21 protein-coding genes are annotated in these 18,803 nt (G+C 59.3%); 7 read left to right on the top strand and 14 right to left on the bottom strand.

Translation table 11 applies throughout. From position 1 onward, the window contains the following. The first annotated feature begins 188 nt into the window (after positions 1–188). On the top strand, positions 189–794 hold the full coding sequence (locus tag ACIROW_RS09000; RefSeq protein ID WP_402274337.1) for a glutathione S-transferase N-terminal domain-containing protein: 606 nt from the start codon (positions 189–191) through the stop codon (positions 792–794). Positions 795–919: 125 nt separating this feature from the next. Here the strand turns inward: ACIROW_RS09000 and bfr are convergent, their stop codons facing one another. From bfr to ACIROW_RS09045, 9 genes are all read right to left on the bottom strand, one after another. After that, positions 920–1,393: a bacterioferritin gene (gene bfr, locus ACIROW_RS09005; protein WP_116434012.1), complete on the bottom strand. Its 474-nt coding sequence runs from the start codon at positions 1,391–1,393 to the stop codon at positions 920–922. Between the two features lie 245 nt (positions 1,394–1,638). Next, positions 1,639–2,055 (bottom strand): biopolymer transporter ExbD, encoded by a 417-nt coding sequence (locus ACIROW_RS09010; RefSeq protein WP_116434011.1) that lies wholly within the window; start codon positions 2,053–2,055, stop codon positions 1,639–1,641. Continuing rightward, complete coding sequence (locus ACIROW_RS09015) at positions 2,055–2,789, bottom strand: MotA/TolQ/ExbB proton channel family protein (RefSeq protein WP_402274340.1); 735 nt, start codon at positions 2,787–2,789, stop codon at positions 2,055–2,057. Before ACIROW_RS09015 ends, ACIROW_RS09010 begins: the two co-directional genes overlap by 1 nt. A gap of 68 nt (positions 2,790–2,857) precedes the next feature. Next, complete coding sequence (locus tag ACIROW_RS09020) at positions 2,858–3,541, bottom strand: energy transducer TonB (RefSeq protein WP_402274343.1); 684 nt, start codon at positions 3,539–3,541, stop codon at positions 2,858–2,860. A gap of 35 nt (positions 3,542–3,576) precedes the next feature. Continuing rightward, entirely contained in the window at positions 3,577–3,804 is a 228-nt protein-coding gene (locus ACIROW_RS09025; protein ID WP_083830777.1) for a bacterioferritin-associated ferredoxin, read from the bottom strand. 31 nt (positions 3,805–3,835) lie between these two features. After that, positions 3,836–4,156 carry a hypothetical protein gene (locus tag ACIROW_RS09030; protein ID WP_016832156.1) on the bottom strand — a complete coding sequence of 107 codons (321 nt, stop codon included), beginning with the start codon at positions 4,154–4,156 and terminating at the stop codon, positions 3,836–3,838. Between the two features lie 115 nt (positions 4,157–4,271). Then, positions 4,272–4,460: a hemin uptake protein HemP gene (gene hemP, locus ACIROW_RS09035; RefSeq protein WP_016832155.1), complete on the bottom strand. Its 189-nt coding sequence runs from the start codon at positions 4,458–4,460 to the stop codon at positions 4,272–4,274. Positions 4,461–4,653: 193 nt separating this feature from the next. Beyond that, positions 4,654–5,748 (bottom strand): tRNA 2-thiouridine(34) synthase MnmA, encoded by a 1,095-nt coding sequence (gene mnmA, locus ACIROW_RS09040; RefSeq protein ID WP_402274347.1) that lies wholly within the window; start codon positions 5,746–5,748, stop codon positions 4,654–4,656. Further along, a complete protein-coding gene (locus ACIROW_RS09045) occupies positions 5,741–6,250 on the bottom strand; it encodes an NUDIX hydrolase (protein WP_402274350.1) in 510 nt (169 codons plus the stop codon). Before ACIROW_RS09045 ends, mnmA begins: the two co-directional genes overlap by 8 nt. A 176-nt stretch (positions 6,251–6,426) precedes the next feature. Between ACIROW_RS09045 and ACIROW_RS09050 the strand changes: the two genes are divergently transcribed. From ACIROW_RS09050 to ACIROW_RS09065, 4 genes are all read left to right on the top strand, one after another. Next, positions 6,427–7,542 carry a Re/Si-specific NAD(P)(+) transhydrogenase subunit alpha gene (locus tag ACIROW_RS09050; protein WP_402274353.1) on the top strand — a complete coding sequence of 372 codons (1,116 nt, stop codon included), beginning with the start codon at positions 6,427–6,429 and terminating at the stop codon, positions 7,540–7,542. 82 nt (positions 7,543–7,624) lie between these two features. Next, positions 7,625–7,987: an aspartate 1-decarboxylase gene (gene panD, locus ACIROW_RS09055; RefSeq protein WP_116434006.1), complete on the top strand. Its 363-nt coding sequence runs from the start codon at positions 7,625–7,627 to the stop codon at positions 7,985–7,987. Between the two features lie 63 nt (positions 7,988–8,050). Next, positions 8,051–8,368, top strand: coding sequence for an NAD(P) transhydrogenase subunit alpha (locus tag ACIROW_RS09060; protein WP_050477435.1), 318 nt, complete (start codon positions 8,051–8,053; stop codon positions 8,366–8,368). Between the two features lie 2 nt (positions 8,369–8,370). Continuing rightward, positions 8,371–9,807, top strand: coding sequence for an NAD(P)(+) transhydrogenase (Re/Si-specific) subunit beta (locus ACIROW_RS09065; RefSeq protein ID WP_402274357.1), 1,437 nt, complete (start codon positions 8,371–8,373; stop codon positions 9,805–9,807). A gap of 71 nt (positions 9,808–9,878) precedes the next feature. Here ACIROW_RS09065 and upp read toward each other — a convergent pair whose 3' ends face one another. From upp to ACIROW_RS09090, 5 genes are all read right to left on the bottom strand, one after another. Continuing rightward, positions 9,879–10,526, bottom strand: a complete 648-nt coding sequence (gene upp / locus ACIROW_RS09070; protein WP_094565282.1) for a uracil phosphoribosyltransferase — start codon at positions 10,524–10,526, stop codon at positions 9,879–9,881. 99 nt (positions 10,527–10,625) lie between these two features. Beyond that, the gene (locus ACIROW_RS09075; RefSeq protein WP_402274361.1) at positions 10,626–11,801 is read right to left on the bottom strand and encodes an FAD-dependent monooxygenase; all 1,176 of its coding nucleotides are present in this window, start codon (positions 11,799–11,801) and stop codon (positions 10,626–10,628) included. A gap of 29 nt (positions 11,802–11,830) precedes the next feature. After that, the gene (gene pepP / locus ACIROW_RS09080) at positions 11,831–13,177 is read right to left on the bottom strand and encodes a Xaa-Pro aminopeptidase (RefSeq protein ID WP_402274363.1); all 1,347 of its coding nucleotides are present in this window, start codon (positions 13,175–13,177) and stop codon (positions 11,831–11,833) included. Positions 13,178–13,205: 28 nt separating this feature from the next. Next, positions 13,206–13,916 carry an N-acetylmuramate alpha-1-phosphate uridylyltransferase MurU gene (murU, locus tag ACIROW_RS09085; RefSeq protein WP_402274365.1) on the bottom strand — a complete coding sequence of 237 codons (711 nt, stop codon included), beginning with the start codon at positions 13,914–13,916 and terminating at the stop codon, positions 13,206–13,208. Between the two features lie 13 nt (positions 13,917–13,929). Next, entirely contained in the window at positions 13,930–14,955 is a 1,026-nt protein-coding gene (locus ACIROW_RS09090) for an aminoglycoside phosphotransferase family protein (protein ID WP_402274368.1), read from the bottom strand. A gap of 98 nt (positions 14,956–15,053) precedes the next feature. On the opposite strand from ACIROW_RS09090, the gene ACIROW_RS09095 reads away from it, so the two are divergent. Beyond that, entirely contained in the window at positions 15,054–17,348 is a 2,295-nt protein-coding gene (locus ACIROW_RS09095) for an LPS-assembly protein LptD (protein WP_402274370.1), read from the top strand. 12 nt (positions 17,349–17,360) lie between these two features. Further along, a complete protein-coding gene (locus ACIROW_RS09100; protein ID WP_402274373.1) occupies positions 17,361–18,803 on the top strand; it encodes a peptidylprolyl isomerase in 1,443 nt (480 codons plus the stop codon).

The raw sequence follows: 18,803 nt of genomic DNA on the forward strand, positions 1-18,803 counted from the left end.
AGATGCGCAGGGCTCGCAATGCGTGCTGTCTTGGTCCGGCGGCGCTGCGGACCTGCGTTGACTCGCGATTTTACCATTGCCCGGGCCCGTAATCCGGAACGTTGCCGCTTGTCCTCCGGACGGCCGTCTCAGGCGTTGATGGTCAATCCCCGATGCTATAATCGGGCCGGATTATTACAAGAAATGTTATGAAACTGATCGCCTCGCTGGTAAGCCCTTACGCTCGCAAAGTCCGCATTGTCATGGCGGAAAAAAAGATCGATTTCGAATTGGTGCTGGAAGACGTATGGAGTGAGACCACCACGATCCAGCAATTCAATCCCCTCGGCAAAGTACCGTGTCTGATGATGGACGATGGTGGTGCCATGTTCGATTCGCGCGTGATTTCCGAATACCTCGATATTCTGACGCCGGTTGGCAAGTTGATGCCGACCAGCGGTCGCGAGCGCGCCGAAGTCAAATGCTGGGAGGCGTTGGCCGATGGCTTGCTCGAAGCCGCCATCCTGGTTCGTCTTGAAAAGAAGCGCCCGACACGCCAGCAAAGTCCGGAATGGATCAAGCGGCAATGGAGCAAGGTCGAAGCCGGCCTGAAGGCAATGTCGGTGGGTCTGGGTGAAAAGAATTATTGCGTCGGCAATCACTACACTCTGGCGGACGTCTCCGTCGGCTGTGCGTTGGGATGGCTGGAGTTTCGTTTCCCGGAAACCAAATGGAAAGACAACTATCCGGAATTGCTGCGCCTGTACGAGAAGCTGTCGGAACGTCAGTCGTTCAGGGATACCTTCCCGCAGTAAGAGTGGTGTCTCTGCGTGTCAATGCAGATCACGGCGTCTCAGGAAAAAAAAGCGCAACCCCGGAAGGTTGCGCTTTTTTTACGCCCTCGCCCGAGAGCGTCGGCTCTCGAAGCAGGATTGGTTCTTTACTCTGCGATGATCTGCGTTTGCAGGTAGTTCTGGATGCCGATCTTGTCGATGATATCGAGCTGGGTTTCGAGCCAGTCAATATGTTCTTCGGTATCGTCGAGAATCATCTGGAACAGTTCTCGCGAGACATAATCGCCATGCTGTTCGCAAGTGGCAATGCCTTCCTTGACGGTCTTGTGCGCAGCTTTTTCCAGGTTCAGGTCACATTGCAGCATCTCGGGCGTATTCTCGCCGATCATCAGCTTGTGCAAGGCCTGCAGGTTCGGCAAACCGTCCAGCATCAGGATGCGGTCGATCAGCTTGTCGGCGTGTTTCATTTCACCGATGGATTCTGCGTATTCTTTCTTTGCAATTTTTTCAAAGCCCCAATGCTTGTACATGCGGGCATGCAAAAAATACTGGTTGATCGCTGTCAGTTCGTTGGTTAACTGAGCATTGAGCAGTTTGATGACCGCTGGATCGCCTTTCATAGGTACCTCTGAGAATAGGGTGGGAAGAAGATCGGCTGGCGGGGTGGATAAGCAATCCGGCGCACATGAAGCTCAGCCGTGTGAACGGACGCATCATAGCGCAGCGGGTTACAGACTTCACCTTAAATTAGCGCGAATCATTCTTACTTTATTTCTATCGCGCAATGAGATTTGTTCCTGGCCTGCAAAAACAAAGCCCCCGCCGGCGAGGGTGGGGGCTTTGCTGGCAGCGAAACGGCAGAGACTTATTTCGCTTGCGGGTCGGTGACGAAGCCGATCTTGGACAGGCCGCCCGACTGGGCCGCCGCCATCACTTGCGCGACTTTTTCGTATTGCGTTGTGCGTTCAGCGCGCAGATGCAATTCGGGTTGCGGTTGCTTCTTGGCGGCTTCGGCGATACGTGCAGTCAATTGCTCGCTGTCGATCGCTTCTTCATTCCAGAACACCTTGCCGGAAGCATCGATCGACAGGCTGATGTTTTGCGGTTTCGGCTCATCCGGCTGGTTGGTGGCGCGCGGCAAATCGATCTTCACCGCATGATTCATGACCGGGATGGTGATGATGAAAATAATCAGCAGCACCAGCATCACGTCGACCAGCGGCGTGGTGTTGATCTCCGGGTTGAAGTCGTCGTCCGAATCGGACAGGGAACCCATCGCCATTACGCTCTCCCGACAGCCGTCAGCTTGGCGCTTTTGGTGGCGCCTGTTTCGGCGTCCTCGTTGGCAGAGCGGGCGCCGGTGACAAACAACGCGTGCAGGTCGAAACCGAATTTGTTCAGCTTGGCGATCGTGGTCTTGTTACCGCGCACCAGGGCGTTGTAGCCGAAGGTTGCAGGAATCGCCACTGCCAGACCCAGCGCAGTCATGATCAGCGCTTCGCCGACAGGGCCTGCGACCTTGTCGATACTGGCTTGGCCGGAAGTGCCGATCGACACCAGTGCGTGGTAAATGCCCCAGACGGTGCCGAACAGACCGACGAACGGCGCGGTCGAGCCGACCGACGCCAGCACGGCCATGCCGGTTTGCAGCTTGCCCGATGCTTCGTCGATGGCCTGACGCAGCGACAGTGTCACCCAGTCGCTGACCGAGAGTTGGTCATGCAGGTGGCCCTTGTGGGCAGTATGGTGGCTCATCGATGTGACGCCTGCTTTGGCGACTTCGGCGAATGGGTTGTCGTTGCCCAGTGTGGCGACGCCTTCCGGCAGGCTGGTGGTATCCCAGAATGCATGGCCGGCCGCATCGGATGCGCGACGGAAGCGCAGCAGTTGCAGCGCCTTGGTGACGATGACATACCAGGATGCGATCGACATGGCGACCAGCAGCACTGCGACGCCTTTAGTGACGAAATCCCCTTGCGCCCACAGGCTTTCCAATCCGTACGGACTTACTTCCATGATGACTTCCTTTGCTTATTGACTTGAATGAACAGACGAATGAATAAATGAACGAATGAGCGAATAAATTAGCGATCGAGCTTGAAATTGATGACGCCGGTGGCGGACACGACAATTGCCTTGCCGTCTTCGATATAGGGTTTGAATACCGCGCGCATGACTGCGCGTCGCGCTTCATCATCCAGGCGGGATGAGCCCGAGCCTTTGATGATGTCGACTTTTTCGGCTCTGCCTCCGGTATTGACCAGTACCCGGAATTGGACGACGCCTTCTTCGCCCATACGCTTGGAAGCGGCAGGGTAGCTGACGCGCGGGGGTTCAATGTATTCGATGCCGGAGGTAATCTGTTTGATCGGCGGCGGACCTGGCGGCGATGCAGGGGCCTGCGCTGGAGCGGCGGCTGGCGGCGATGGTTCAGCCGGTTGGGGCGGCGTTGGCGGTGCGCTGATGGCGGTTGGCGCCGGTGCTTGCGTAACCGGGATTGGCGGCGGTGGCGTCACTGACTTCCTGACCACGGGAACGACCTTGGGCGGCGCCGGTGGCGCTTTTGGCGGCGCCGGTTCGGGCGCACGCTCAGGCGTGATGAAAGTGGCGATCACTTCCTTCGGGATCGCGCTGGCGACCTGATGGATCAGGCCGCTTTGCAATGCATAGAAGAAGGCGATGTGCAGCAGGATGATGAAGCCGAGCGGGCCGATTTTCTTGACCTGGCGCCAAGCGAGACCAACGGGATTGGACGAGCTGCTACTCATAGTAGGCGATGAAGCGTTCATGAATGAAATGATCTTTAGGCAATCATGGTATTCGCACGGAATACCAGAGTCTGCACTGTGTTGCGTGTTTGATTGGAGTTGCTCAGACATTCGCGGAGGACATGCTTGGCGCAGGTGTGGCATTTTCCGCAGGAAGTGCCAATACCGAGCTCCTTGCGAAGCTCGGACATGGTAGTCATGCCTGCGTTCACTGCCTGGTGAATCTTGCCTTCGGAAATGTTGTTACAAACACATACGATCATTGTACGCCTTGCCGCCCGGGTATGTAGGCTCTTAAATGGATCTCGCTCCTGAAACGATGCGAGCGAACAGATTAAATTTCTCGGGTTGCGGCATTGTCCGTTCCACTACGGTTCCCCACTGTTCCGATAATTGTTGGCAAGTTGCCCGCAATACCGGCGCCAGATTCGGCAAATCCGCCAGCGCCTTCAGGTGTCGTTCAATCACTGACGCCAATTTGACGCAGCTTTTGGTTTCCTGATTACTGGCAGTGTAATGAGACATCAAATGCAGCACTGCTGAGACCAGCAGCTCTGGCTGTGCCGGTGCGTTATTTGGTTCCACGAACGCGGAATCCATTTTGTCGGTAACCATCAAACTCTCCTTAATCGGCTAGCTTGGCTGGCTAACGCGTAACGCATGGCATCACCGTTGGCTGGCTGGTTTTACATCGCTTCACTACGAATCCTGAAGCGACTCGTTAATATGGTTACGCCGTCAGAATCAATTTGTTCAGTTGTGTCAGACGCAGTTTGTAAATACGACCGCCGTGGTCGATTTCCAGCTCGCGCATTTGCCGGAACAAATCCTGGCTCTTGATGCGAGTAATGGGGGAGCCATTTGCTGCAGTGGCTGGCTTGTTGCGACGCTCGGTTCCGTGCTCGATCAGTTGGTTCATCACGACCTCCTATTAAATGCGAACAATTCTTATTTAGATTATTCGTCATTTGATCCCAGATTGCAAGCTCTTTTATGATTTGTTGCGAGTTTCTTGCCGCAGGGAAACCGGCAAGTGGAATTTCCGTTGCCGAAAAAGCAAAAACGCCCCGCTGCGCAAGGCAAGCGGGGCGTTTCTGAAGGAGAAGAAGCGCTTACACGGACTCGATAATGCCGCCACCGAGGCAAACATCGCCCTGGTACAGAACTGCCGACTGGCCCGGCGTCACGGCCCATTGCGGGTCGGCGAAGCGCAGGTCAAAGCGGCCGCCGGCATCGCTGAACGAGCAGGGTACGTCAGCTTGACGGTAGCGCGTCTTGGCGCTCAGTTCGGCCATGTCGGGGGCTGCTCCGGCCACCCAGCTGATCTGGCTGGCGCCGAGCTGCGCCGACAGCAGCCACGGATGGTCATGACCCTGCACGATATAGAGCGTGTTGGTTTCGACGTCCTTGCGGGCGACGTACCAGGCGTCGCTGTTGCCGTCGGCGTTCTGGTGCGCCTTGATGCCGCCCAGTCCGATGCCCTTGCGCTGGCCCAGCGTGTAGAAGCTCAGGCCGACGTGTTCGCCCACGATGTCGCCCTCGGGCGTCTTCATCGGGCCGGGTTCGTAGGACAGGTAGCGATTAAGGAATTCCCGGAACGGCCGCTCGCCGATGAAGCAAATGCCGGTCGAGTCCTTCTTGGCCGCATTCGGCAGTTTCAGCTGCTCGGCGATCTTGCGCACTTCGGTCTTGTGGATTTCTCCAAGCGGAAACAGCGTCTTCGACAATTGCGCCTGGTTAAGCCGGTGCAGGAAATAGCTCTGGTCCTTGCTGGCGTCGACCGCTTTCATCAGTTCGAACTTGCCGGCCGGATTCTCGCGCACGCGCGCGTAGTGGCCGGTGGCGATCAGATCCGCGCCCAGGTGCATGGCGTGGTCGAGGAAGGCCTTGAACTTGATCTCGGCGTTGCACAGCACGTCCGGGTTGGGGGTACGGCCGGCCTGGTATTCGCGCAGAAATTCGGCGAACACGCGGTCCTTGTATTCGGAGGCAAAGTTGACCGCTTCGATGTCGACGCCAACCACGTCGGCGACGCTGACTGCATCGATCCAGTCCTGGCGCGTCGAACAGTATTCGGAATCGTCGTCGTCTTCCCAGTTCTTCATGAACAGGCCAATGACTTCATAACCCTGTTCTTTCAGCAGCCAGGCCGAGACCGACGAGTCGACGCCGCCGGACATGCCGATCACCACTTTTTTCTTAGCCATGGGCAACTCCTGCATCAATCCCGACTGCTGCCGTCACACTCGCGTCGGTATACAGCAGCGACAGCGGACCGCGCTGGCCGCTGAGGTAATCGTCCACGCAGCGCAGCACCAGCGGGCTTCGATGGCGTTCGCGGCTGGCGGCGATTTCGTCGCGTGTCATCCAGAGTGTGCGCACGATGCCGTCATCGAGCGGACGGTCGTGCTGCGCGCCCAATTTTCCAGCAAAGGCGAAACGCAAATAGGTCGTGTCGGCACCGCCGCGCGAGGACGAGACGTTGCGCGACATATACATGCCGATCAGCGCGGTTGGTTCGAAATCGTGGGCGGATTCTTCCAGTGCCTCGCGCACCACCGCTTGCGTCAGCATCTCGCCCTGCTCCAGGTGGCCGGCCGGCTGGTTCAGGCGCAAGCCGTCGCCGGCTTCCTCTTCTATCATCAAAAAACGGCCCTCGCGCTCAATAATCGCGGCGACTGTGACGGAGGGCTTCCAGACTTCAGACATAATATTCCTTACAAGAGCCGACATTTTACCGTGGCTGAGCAAAGGCTTCAGCGCGGCGGCCCGGAACGCATCGCATATGCGAGTACCGGCTCCTGTAAAGCTTTTGCGCAAAGTTGTTGATCTTTAAATTTTACGTGTAAGATTCCGGTAAGAATTTACAACTACAGGAGCTCTGAATGAGGCTAGGCATCCCCGTCGAAAGTCGGGACGGAGAAACACGCGTTGCGGCAACCCCGGAAACGGTCAAGAAGCTGGTCGCCGCCAAACATGAAGTGCTGGTGGAGTCGGGGGCCGGCATCAAATCCAGCATTACGGACGAAGCCTATGTCGCTGCCGGTGCGGTCATCGCAGCCAAGGCCGACGTTTATGGTGCTGAAGCATTGCTCAAGGTGCGTGCACCGAGTGCAGATGAACGTGCGCGCCTGAAGTCGGGCACCGTCGTGGTCGGCATCCTGAATCCATTCGATGCCGACAACCTCGCAGCGATGGCTGCCGCCGGACTGACCGCTTTCGCGCTGGAAGCCGCGCCGCGCACCACTCGTGCACAGTCGATGGACGTGCTGTCCTCACAGGCCAACATTGCCGGCTACAAGGCCGTGCTGATGGCTGCCAATACCTATCAGCGCTTCATGCCGATGCTGATGACCGCCGCCGGCACCGTCAAGGCCGCGCGCATGCTGATCATGGGCGCCGGTGTGGCCGGCCTGCAGGCAATCGCAACCGCCAAGCGCCTCGGCGCGGTGATCGAAGCATCCGACGTGCGTCCAGCCGTCAAGGAACAGATTGAATCCCTGGGCGCCAAATTCCTCGACGTCCCCTTCATCACCGAGGAAGAAAAGGAAATCGCCCAGGGCGTCGGCGGCTATGCCCGTCCGATGCCGGCCGACTGGATGCGCCGCCAGGCTGAACTGGTGCACGAACGCGCCAAGCAGGCCGACATCATCATCACCACTGCGCTGATTCCCGGCCGCAAGGCGCCGGTGCTGATCAGCGAAGAAACCGTCAAGGCCATGAAGCCGGGTTCGGTCATCCTCGACATGGCGGTCGACCAGGGCGGCAACTGTCCGTTGTCAGAGCCGGGCAAGACCGTGATCAAGCACGGCGTGCACATCATCGGCGAAGGCAATCTGGCGGCGCTGGTGGCGGCTGACGCTTCGGCCCTGTATTCGCGCAACGTGCTCGATTTCCTCAAGCTGATCGTCGACGCCGAAGGCAAGCTGGTCATCAACCGCGAAGACGACATCGTCGCGGCGACCTTGCTGTGCAGCGGCGGCGAAGTGCTGCGCAAATAAAGCAGCATCAATGCAACATCTTATCCATGCCGGTTCGCGCAAGCGCGCCGGAGCAGAACCAAGAATTAAAGAGTAAAGCCTTATGCAACGAATCATGCTGCGCGCGAAGATTCACCGCGCGACTGTGACCGAATGTGACCTGAACTACGAAGGTTCCTGCGGTATCGACGAAGACCTGCTGGACGCCGCCGATATCCGTGAATTTGAAAAGATCGAGCTGTACAACGTCAACAACGGCGAACGCTTCTCCACCTACGCTATCCGCGGCAAGCGTGGCAGCGGCGAGATCTCCCTGAACGGCGCGGCAGCCCGCCGCGCGCACCTGGGCGATCTGCTGATCATCTGCACCTATGCACCCATGACGGACGCAGAAATCGCCAGCTATGTACCGAAGATCGTCTTCGTCGACGACAAGAATCACATCACCAGCCTGAAAGCCATATAAAACCAAACAGGTCGCGGCATGGATATTTAAATTCATGCCGCAGCCACAGAAAGGAATGACACCATGGAAGTCAGTCACACCATCATCAACCTGATCATCTTCGTACTGGCGATCTACGTCGGCTACCACGTGGTCTGGACCGTTACGCCGGCCTTGCACACGCCGCTGATGGCAGTCACCAACGCCATCTCGGCGATCATCATCATCGGCGCCATGCTGGCTGCGGGCCTGACCGAAGGACCGGTCGGCCGCATCGCCGGCACGCTGGCCGTGGCGCTGGCGGCGGTCAACGTCTTCGGCGGTTTCATGGTCACGCAGCGCATGCTGGAGATGTTCAAGAAAAAAGAACCTAAAACCAAGACAGACAAGGCGGGGGCATAAGCATGAGCATGAATCTGGTAACCCTGCTGTACCTGGTGGCCTCGGTGTTCTTCATCCAGGCGCTGAAAGGTCTGTCGCATCCATCGACGGCGCGTCGCGGCAACGCCTTCGGCATCGCCGGCATGGCCATTGCGGTGGTCACTACGCTGGCGCTGATCATCAAGCTCAAGGGCGACATGCCGACGTCGGGCATCGGCCTCTGGCTGGTGGCCGGCGGTGTCGTGGTCGGCGGCGGCATCGGCGCCTATCTGGCCAAGAGCGTCGAAATGACCAAGATGCCGGAACTGGTCGCGGCGATGCACTCGCTGATCGGTCTGGCGGCAGTCTGTATTGCCGTTGCGGCCGTGGCCGAACCCTGGGCCTTCAACATCGCCGCGCACGGCGAAGCGATCCCGCTGGGCAATCGCGTTGAATTGTTTATCGGGACCTTCGTCGGCGCGATCACGTTCTCCGGTTCGGTGATTGCGTTCGGCAAGCTGTCGGGCAAGTACAAGTTCCGCCTGTTCCAAGGCGCGCCGGTCAGCTTCTCCGGCCAGCACATGCTGAACCTGTTGCTGGCGGTGGCGATGATCGGCTTCGGCGTGATCTTCGTGCTGACGCAGAACTGGCTGCCGTTCATCGTCATGGCGGCCATCGCCTTCGTGCTCGGCGTATTGATCATCATCCCGATCGGCGGCGCCGACATGCCGGTGGTGGTGTCGATGCTGAACAGCTACTCCGGCTGGGCGGCGGCGGGCATCGGTTTCTCTCTGAACAATTCGATGCTGATCATTGCCGGTTCGCTGGTCGGATCAAGCGGCGCGATCCTCTCGTACATCATGTGCAAGGCGATGAACCGTTCGTTCTTCAACGTGATCCTCGGTGGTTTTGGCGGAGATCCGGCGGCTGCCGCGGCGGTTGGCGGTCAGGCGCAGCGTAACGTCAAGTCGGGCTCGGCTGACGATGCGGCCTTCCTGATGGGCAATGCGGAAACCGTGATTATTGTCCCGGGCTACGGCCTGGCGGTAGCGCGTGCGCAGCATGCACTGAAAGAGCTGACCGAGAAGCTGACCCACAAGGGCGTGATCGTGAAGTATGCAATCCATCCTGTGGCCGGTCGTATGCCGGGTCACATGAACGTGCTGCTGGCCGAAGCGGAAGTGCCTTACGACCAGGTCTTCGAAATGGAAGACATCAACAGCGAGTTCGGCCAGGCCGACGTGGTGCTGGTGCTGGGCGCCAACGACGTGGTGAACCCGGCTGCGAAGGATCCGAAGTCGTCGATCGCCGGCATGCCGATCCTGGAGGCGTACAAGGCCAAGACGGTCATCGTCAACAAGCGTTCGATGGCCGCCGGTTACGCCGGTCTGGACAATGAACTGTTCTACATGGACAAGACCATGATGGTCTTCGGCGACGCCAAGAAGGTCATCGAAGATATGGTCAAGGCTGTTGAGTAAGCTGTGATCGGATGAGATAAAAAAAGCCGCCGGATTCAAAACCCGGCGGCTTTTTTTCATGATGCAGAGATTTACTTGGTGCCGAAAATCCGGTCGCCGGCGTCACCCAGGCCCGGCACGATGTAGGCATGGCTGTCGAGGTGCGAATCGAGCGAAGCGACGTACAGCTTCACGTCCGGATGCGCATCATGGAATACCTGTACTCCTTCGGGCGCCGCCACCAGCGCGACGAAAATGATGTTCTCCGCCGTCACGCCGCGTTTCTTCAGGACATCGACGGCATACACGGCGGAGTTGCCGGTCGCCACCATCGGATCGCACAAGATCATGGTGCGGTCTTGCAGGTCGGGCAGGCGCACCAGGTATTCCACCGGCTGATGCTGGTCGTTGCGATAGACTCCGATATGGCCGACGCGCGCCGACGGGATCAGCTCCAGCAAGCCGTCGCTCATGCCGATGCCGGCGCGCAGCACGGGAACCACGGCCAGCTTCTTGCCGGCGATGACGGGTGCATCATAAGTGACCAGAGGCGTTTCGATCGACTCGGTGGTCAGCGGCAGATCGCGCGTGATTTCGTAGCCCATCAGCAAGGTGATCTCGCGCAGCAAGTCGCGGAAGGTGCGCGTCGAGGTGCGCTTGTCGCGCATGTGTGAGAGCTTGTGCTGGATCAGCGGGTGGTTGAGGATGAACAGATTGGGGAAGCGGGGATCTTGTTTCATGATCTTATTTCATGGTCTTATCGGTCGGGACCGCAAGCGTGCGGCAATGCTGCATTGTCTCATGCCGGGCGCTGCGGGCAAGGGATTCAGGGCCGACTATTAACGCCAGCCGAACATCATCTGCTCCGCCAGCACCCGTTTCGCCGGCGCTGCCACGTCGATCAGTCCCAATGACAAACCAAGCAAGGCTTGTGACGGCGCACCATCCGGCGCGCTGGCAAAAACCCGCGCCATCACATCGGTGAGCTTGATCGTGGCATTGCGGTCGCGACGCCGTTGCGCCGCGAAGTGTTCGAGTGCGGCCGGCCCGGAGCTTGTGCGCGTCAGCGCGCTGGCCAATACCACGGCGTCGCGCAAGCCGAGATTGAGTCCCTGGCCGGCGACCGGGTGCAGGGTTTGCGCGGCGTTGCCGATGGCAACGGTGCGGGCGGAGGCGCCAGGGGCGGCATTCAGGCCCAGCGGATAGCTATGGCGGGCGCTGCTGGAAGAAAAACGTCCGACGCGTCCGCCGAAGACTTCGCCGAGTTCATGCAAGAAAGCGTTGTCATCAAGCGCCAACAGATGCTTCGCCGTGTCCGGACGCACACACCACACCAACGCATATCCGTCATCCTGCGGCAGCAAAGCCAGCGGCCCTTGCGCAGTAAAGCGTTCGAAGGCGCGATGGGCGATCGTGGCCGTGGCGGTGACGTGGGCGACGATGGCGACCTGATCGTAGTCGCGTTGCACCGCCTTGGCGGTTTGTTCCGAGAACACGCCGCCTTCGGCCTGCACCACGATGCCGGCGCTGAAACTGCGGCCGTCGGCCAGTTGTACGCTGGCCTGCAAACCTTGCTCGTCGATGGCGGACACCTGTGCCGGACGCAGCACGGTCACTCCGTTCGGAGTGAGTGCTGCCGACAAGGCCTTCACCAGCGCGCCATACCGCACCACGTAGCCGAGCGCGGGCAGGTCATAGTCTTCGCGATTGATCAGCGTGCGACCGAAATGCTTGCGTCGCGACACGTGGATCTGGTTGATGGACGTCACCGACGGCGCCATCAGGGACCAGGCGCCGATTTCATGCAGGATTTGCTGGCTGCCGTGCGAGAGCGCAATCGTGCGCGGATCTTGCTCCGCCTGTTCGCCCGACTTGGCGTCGATCAGCGCGATGCGGTGCGCCGGCATGCCGCGCTTGTACAGCAGCGTGGCGACGCTGAGGCCGACCGGGCCGGCGCCGCAGATGATGACGTCGTAATCCGGCCGGACTGGAGTGGCGGTGTCGGAAGAACTCATGGCAGGCGTGGAAACATGGCCGTCACGATTCACGCCGAGCGCATCAGCGCTTCGATGTCGGCCACTTTGTTGGGCACCGCCGTGGTCAGGATTTCACAACCGTCCGGCGTGACATGAGCGTCGTCTTCGATGCGGATGCCGATGTGCCAGTATTTTTCCGGCACGCCTTCGCCAGGACGCACGTAAATGCCCGGCTCGACCGTCAGAACCATGCCCGGTTGCAGCGTGCGCCACGGCTTGTCGCCGTCGGCGGTGGCCGGGTCGCGGTATTCGCCGACGTCATGCACGTCCATGCCCAGCCAGTGGCCGGTGCGGTGCATGTAGAACTGGCGGTAGTCGCCTTTGGCGATCACGTCGTCAAGCGAGCCGACCTTGTTCTTGTCGAGCAGGCCGGTGTCGAGCATGCCTTGCGCCAGCACGCGCACGGCCGCGTCGTGGCCGTCCATGAAGCGCTTGCCGGGGCGGGTGTCGGCGATGGCGGCGTCTTGTGCGGCCAGGACGATTTCGTACAACTCCTTTTGCGGGCCGGAGAACTTGCCGTTGGCCGGGAAGGTGCGCGTGATGTCGGACGCATAGCTGTCGAGCTCGCAGCCGGCGTCGATCAGCACCAGGTCGCCGTCCTTGAGCTCGGCGTCGCCGGCACGGTAGTGCAGCACGCAGGCGTTGGCGCCGGTGGCGACGATGGAGCCGTAGGCAGGATATTGCGAACCGTTGTTGCGGAATTCGTGCAGCAGCTCGGCTTCCAGGTGATATTCACGCAGGCCGGGACGCGACAGGCGCATGGCGCGGCAATGCGCTTCGGCAGAAATGATGCCGGCACGTTTCATCACTGCGATTTCGCTCGCGTCCTTGAACAGGCGCATCTCGTCCAGCAGCACATTGACGTCGACGATGGACGATGGCGCGGTGATGCCCGAGCGACCCAACGCACGCACGCTTTGCAGCCATCCCTGCAATTGCGCGTCGCGCTTGACGTCGTGGCCCAGCGCATAAAAGACGGCCGGTGCATCGGCCAGCAATTGCGGCATTTCCTTGTCCAGCGTATCGACGGCGAAGGCTTCGTCGAAACCGAATTCCTGGCGCGCGGCATCGGGGCCGTAGCGATAGCCATCCCAGATTTCGCGTTCAAGGTTTTTGTCGCGGCAGAACAGGATGCTGCGGCTGTCCTTGCCGGGCGCAGCAATCAGGATGATGACCGCTTCCGGTTCCGTGAAGCCGGACAGATAGTAGAAATAACTGTCGTGGCGATAAGGATAGTCGGCGTCGCGGTTGCGCATGACTTCGTGCGCGGTCGGGATGACGGCGACGCCGCCGCCTTTTGCTTGCATCTGCGCGATCAACTGGGCGCGGCGGGCGGTAAAGGAAGCTGTGGTCATCTTGGTGCTTTCTTCCGGATGATCCGGATTATCTGCCGGCGAGGGGCGTATTCAATTCTTCCAGCTGTTCGACGGTGCCGACGTTGATCCATTCGCCGCGGTAAATTTCTCCGCCGACCTGGCCGCGCGCTGCGTATTCGCGCAGCAGCGGTCCGAGCTTGGCGTGTTCACCCGGGGTGATGGCGTCGAACATTTGCGGCCGGTACACGCCGATATTGGCGAAGGTGAACAAGGGCGAGCCTTCGTTGGCGATCGAAAAACTGTTCAGCGCAAAATCGCCGGTGGGGTGATGCGGCGGGTTTTTCACCAGATAAATCCAGGCGACGTCGCGCTTGTCCAATGGTATCGGATTTCCCCACAGGTCGTTGTCTTCGAGAACGGTCTTGACCTGTTCGAAATCAAAATGGGGGATATAGATGTCGCCGGAGATGGCGACGAATGCTTCTTCGCCGAGCAGGTGGCGTGCCTTGGCGATGCCGCCGGCGGTTTCCAGCGCAGTGCCTTCGGAGGAGTAGTGAATCCGGGCGCCGAACTGCGTGCCGTCGCCCAAGGTTTCTTCAAACAGGTGGCCAAGATGCGCGTGGTTGATCACGATCTCGGTGATGCCGGCGCGCACCAGGTTCAGGATCTGCCAGACGATCAGCGGACGGCCGCGTACTTTCAGCAGGGGTTTGGGACAGGTGTCGGTCAGGGGGCGCATGCGCTCGCCGCGGCCGGCGGCAAAAATCATCGCTTTCATGGCGTATCCGGCCTCAGAATGTATAGCCGACTTGCGGCGCTTTGTCTTCCAGCTTCTCGATCAGTCTGACCAGCGGGATCAGCGCGTTGTAGCGGCGCGCGGCCTTGAGCGTGTATTCCATGACCAGCGGCATGTCCTTCAGATAGGCATCCTTGCCGTCGCGATGGTAAAGGCGTGCAAATATGCCGAGCACTTTCAGATGGCGCTGCAGGCCCATGAATTCGAAATCGCGGTAGAAGGTATCGATATCCGGCGCCACAGGCAAACCGGCGCGCCTGGCGCGTTCCCAATAGCGGATGACCCAGTCAAGCACCATTTCTTCGTCCCACTGGATGTAGGCGTCGCGCAGCAGTGAAACCAGGTCGTACGTGATCGGCCCGTACACCGCATCCTGGAAATCGATAATGCCCGGATTGCCGGTCGGCAGGACCATCAGGTTGCGCGAGTGGTAGTCGCGATGAACGAACACCTGCGTCTGCGCCAGGTTATTGGCGAGCAGGGAGTCGAACACCTTGGTCAGCGTGTTCTTCTGATCGTCGGTCAGCGTCACGTTCAGGTGCTTGGCGATGTACCAATCGGGAAACAGTTGCAGCTCACGCGACAGCAGGGCGCGATCATATTCCGGCAGCACATCCGGCTTGCTCTGGGTCTGCAGCAGCACCAGCGCGTCGATGGCGTCGATGTAGAGCTTGTGGGCGGTGTCGTTATTGAGCTGGTTCAGGTAAGTGGTCGTGCCCAGGTCCGACAGCAGCAGGAAGCCGCGTTCGACATCCTGCGCCAGCACCGTCGGCACCGACACGCCGGTTTTTCCGAAGACCTCGGCGACGTGGATGAACGGGCGCACGTTTTCTTGCGGCGGCGGCGCATCCATGGCGATCAGCGTTTTACCGTCCGGCGTGTCCACGCGGAAATAACGGCGGAAGCTGGCGTCGGCCGAAGCGGGACGCAGCGTCTCGACCTTGGTGGGGACTGCGAGGGTGGGCAGCCATTCTTGCAACTGGGACAGGCGCGGATCGGCAGGGGAATTATTTAAAGACATGAACAATCAGAGGAATTCGTTTGATGATGTTGAGTTCCCATATAATAAGGGATTAAATCCAAAAAATCGCCTGCCATGGTGTTTGAACGCTTCTTTACATGATCCGCTTTTTCAAGTTTCCATTTGGTCGTAGTGCCGACTTGCGGATGTCGCGGTTCTTTACGTCCCTGGCTTCTCTTGCCGTCGCGGCGTCGGCAACGACCGTTTTGCCGCTCTCCGCGCAGGCGCAGACCACCCAGAATACGCCGGCCAAGCCCAATGCCAAGGCCGATGACAAGGATGCACCCGTCAACGTCAGCGCCGAACAGATGACCGGCCGGCCTGATCGTCAGATCAACCTCGATCGCGACGTCGAAGTCGTGCGCGGCGAAACCGTTATCAAAGCGGACAAGGCCGAATACCGCATCATCAAGGACGAGGTCGAAGCGACCGGACACGTTTGGATGAAGCGTCTGCAGGATCGCTACACGGGCGACAAGGCGCTCATGAACATGGATTCGGGCAAGGGTTACGTCACCAATCCGACTTACCTGTTCGGCAAGAACGGCGGTCGCGGCAAAGCCGAGAAGATCGACTTCCTGTCCGATGACCAGGCCAAAGTTACAGAAGGCACCTACAGCACCTGCGAAGCGCTCGATCCCGACTGGTACATCCAGGCGTCCACGATGGATCTCGACAGCGGTCGCGACGTCGGCACCATGCATAGCGGCATCGTGTATTTCAAGGGCGTACCTATCCTCGGCGCGCCGCTGATGTCCTTCCCCTTGTCCGGTGAGCGCAAGTCGGGCGTGCTGCCGCCGACCTTCGGCGTTACCAGCACGGGTGGTGCAGAGCTGACGGTGCCTTATTATTTCAATATCGCCCCGAATCGCGATCTGACTCTTTATCCTCGTTATATCGCACGGCGTGGTTTGCAGTTGGGCGTGGAAGGTCGCTATCTCGGTGAGGGCTATTCCGGGACGACCAGAGTTGAAGGCATTCAGGATCGTGTGACAGGTACCGGGCGCTATTCCCTTTCGTCCATGCATTCGCAAACGCTGGCGCCCAATCTGGTGTTCGGCTGGAATGTGAACAAGGCATCGGACAACGACTACCCGAGCGATTTTTCGCATTCGGTGACGGCCAGTACGCAGCGCCTGCTGACCCGCGAGGTCAGCCTGAATTATGCCGGGACCTATTGGAATGCGGTAGGCCGCATGACCAAGTACCAGCTGCTGCAGGATGTCAATAATCCTATCCAGAAGCCGTATGATCGAGTCCCGCAATTGACATTGACCGCCGCACGTCAGGATGTCGGTGGTTTTGATCTCAATTTCGCCTCTGAATTTGCGCGGTTCTCCAACACCTTCACCACAGGGACTTCCGCCGGAGCCGAAATGGTCAGCGGCGACCGCATGTACGCCAACCAGTCGGTCTCCTACCCGATCATCCGGCCAGGCTATTTCATCACTCCCAAGGCATCTCTGGATGCGACCACGTACCGCCTGAACAATGTCGGCGTCGGAGCACCGACCAACCTGACGCGCGTCGTGCCGACGTATTCGCTCGACGCCGGGATGACGTTCGAGCGCGATACCAGCTTATTCGGACGCGACATGACGCAAACTCTGGAGCCGCGTCTGTTCTACGTCCGTACTCCTTATCGCGACCAAAGCCAGTATCCGAATTTCGACTCTGGTCTGGCGGACTTCAACTACGCGCAGATTTTCAGCGAAAACCGTTTTGTCGGCCATGACCGCATCAGCGATGCAAATCAGATTACCGGTGCGCTGGTGTCTCGTTTCATCGAAGAGAACGGTCTTGAACGTTTGCGTGCGGCGATTGGCCAGCGTTTCTACTTTGCAGATCCAAAGGTGACATTGGATGGCACTTCGGCTACCGTCAACGGTAGCAAGTCCGACCTGTTGTTGTCATTGGGCGGCCAGATTACCAAACAGCTGTCGCTCGACAATACAGTCCAGTACAGCGAAACGCTGCGGCAGATGGTGCGTTCCAATTTCGGCGCGCGCTGGCAACCGGCGCCGAAGAAAGTGCTGAACCTGACCTACCGCCTCGATCGCACCAACGCGACCGGTATCCTCAAGCAGATGGACATTTCCGGTCAATGGCCGGTGTCGCAACGCTGGTATGCTGTCAGCCGCATCAATTATTCGATCCCCGACAAGACCGTGGCCGAAGGTTTGCTGGGCATGGAATACAAGGCCGATTGCTGGGTGTTCCGCCTGGTGGCGCAGCGCATTCCGACTTCGTCGAGCAAGGCGTCCACTTCGTTCTTCATTCAGCTTGAGCTGAATGGTTTCTCCAAGATTGGCTCGAACCCGCTGGATGCGCTCAGCGCCAGTATTCCCGGCTATCAGATCATCAACAAGCCAGACGATCTCACACGTTATTAAACCGATAATCATATGAACGCTTCCTTCTCCCTGCGCCGTTATCCTTTCGCCCGCATCACTTCCGGCATCGTCCTGTTGAGCATGTCGCTGGGCATGGCCGGCAGCGCCCAGGCGCAGTTCGCCGCCACCGCGACGCCGGCGGTTCCGGGACTGCAGCTGCCGCCTTCTGCGGCGCCGGCAGCTCCCGCGCCGGCTGCGGCGTCTTCGCGTGCACCGCGTCCAGTTGATTCCATCATCGTCGTCGTCAACAACGACGTGATCACGCGTCAGGAACTGGCCGAACGCCTGGCATCGGTGCAGAAGCGTCTGACCGCTCAGGGCGTCGCCCTGCCGCCGCGCAACCAGCTGCAAAGCCAACTGTTGGAACGCATGATCGTCGAGCGTGCGCAGACGCAAATGGCGAAAGAAAACGGCATTGTTGTGGATGACGTCATGCTGGATCGCGCGATCCTGCGCATTGCCGAACAAAACAAGATGTCGCTCGCCGATTTCCGCGTTCAGCTCGAGCGCGAAGGAATGGCCTATCCTGCCTTCCGCGAAGACATCCGTCGCGAAATCATCATGCAGCGCTTGCGCGAACGCGAAGTCGACAACAAGGTGCTGGTGTCGGAATCCGAAGTGGACAACTATCTGGCAGCGGAGAACAACACCGCCGTCAAGCACGAAGACCTGAACCTGGCGCAGATTCTTGTGCGGGTTCCGGAAAATGCCTCCCCTGAGCAAGTTGCCGCACGCCGCCAACGCGCTGAAGAAGTGTTGCGCCAACTCAAGACAGGCGCTGATTTCGCCAAGACCGCAGCAACCTATTCCGACAGCAGTGATGCGCTCAACGGCGGCGACCTGGGTTGGCGCGCGCAAGACCGTTTGCCGCAGTTGTTCCTCGATGCGGTGGCAAGCCTGAAACCGGGCGAAGTCTCCGCCATCGTCAAGAGCGGCAACGGCTTCCACATCATCAAACTGGTTGATCGCCGCAACGCCAGCGTCGCCGACAAGGCAGGAGCACCGGCCGTCGAGCAAACCCATGCACGCCATATCCTGATCAAGGTCAATCAGGTGGTCTCAGCCGCCGAAGCGCGTCGCAAACTGCTGGAGCTGAAAGAGCGCCTGGACCACAAGGCAGCGACCTTCGAAGAATTGGCCAAACTGTATTCGAACGACTTGTCTGCATCCAAGGGCGGGGATCTGGGCTGGATCTATCCGGGCGACACTGTGCCGGAATTCGAGCGCGCCATGAACGAATTGAAGCCGGGCGAAGTCAGCCAGCCGATTGAATCGCCGTTCGGTTTTCACCTGATCCAGGTGGTTGAACGCAAGACCGACGACGGCTCCAAGGAACGTGCGCGCCTGGCCGCACGCCAAGCCATTCGCGAGCGCAAGATCGAAGAAGCGAGCGAAGACTGGTTGCGTCAATTGCGTGATCGCGCCTACGTCGAATTCCGCACCGACGATAACTGA

It is taken from the genome of Herbaspirillum sp. NPDC101397 (assembly GCF_044767325.1).
In the GTDB taxonomy this organism is placed as follows: Bacteria; Pseudomonadota; Gammaproteobacteria; order Burkholderiales; family Burkholderiaceae_D; genus Herbaspirillum.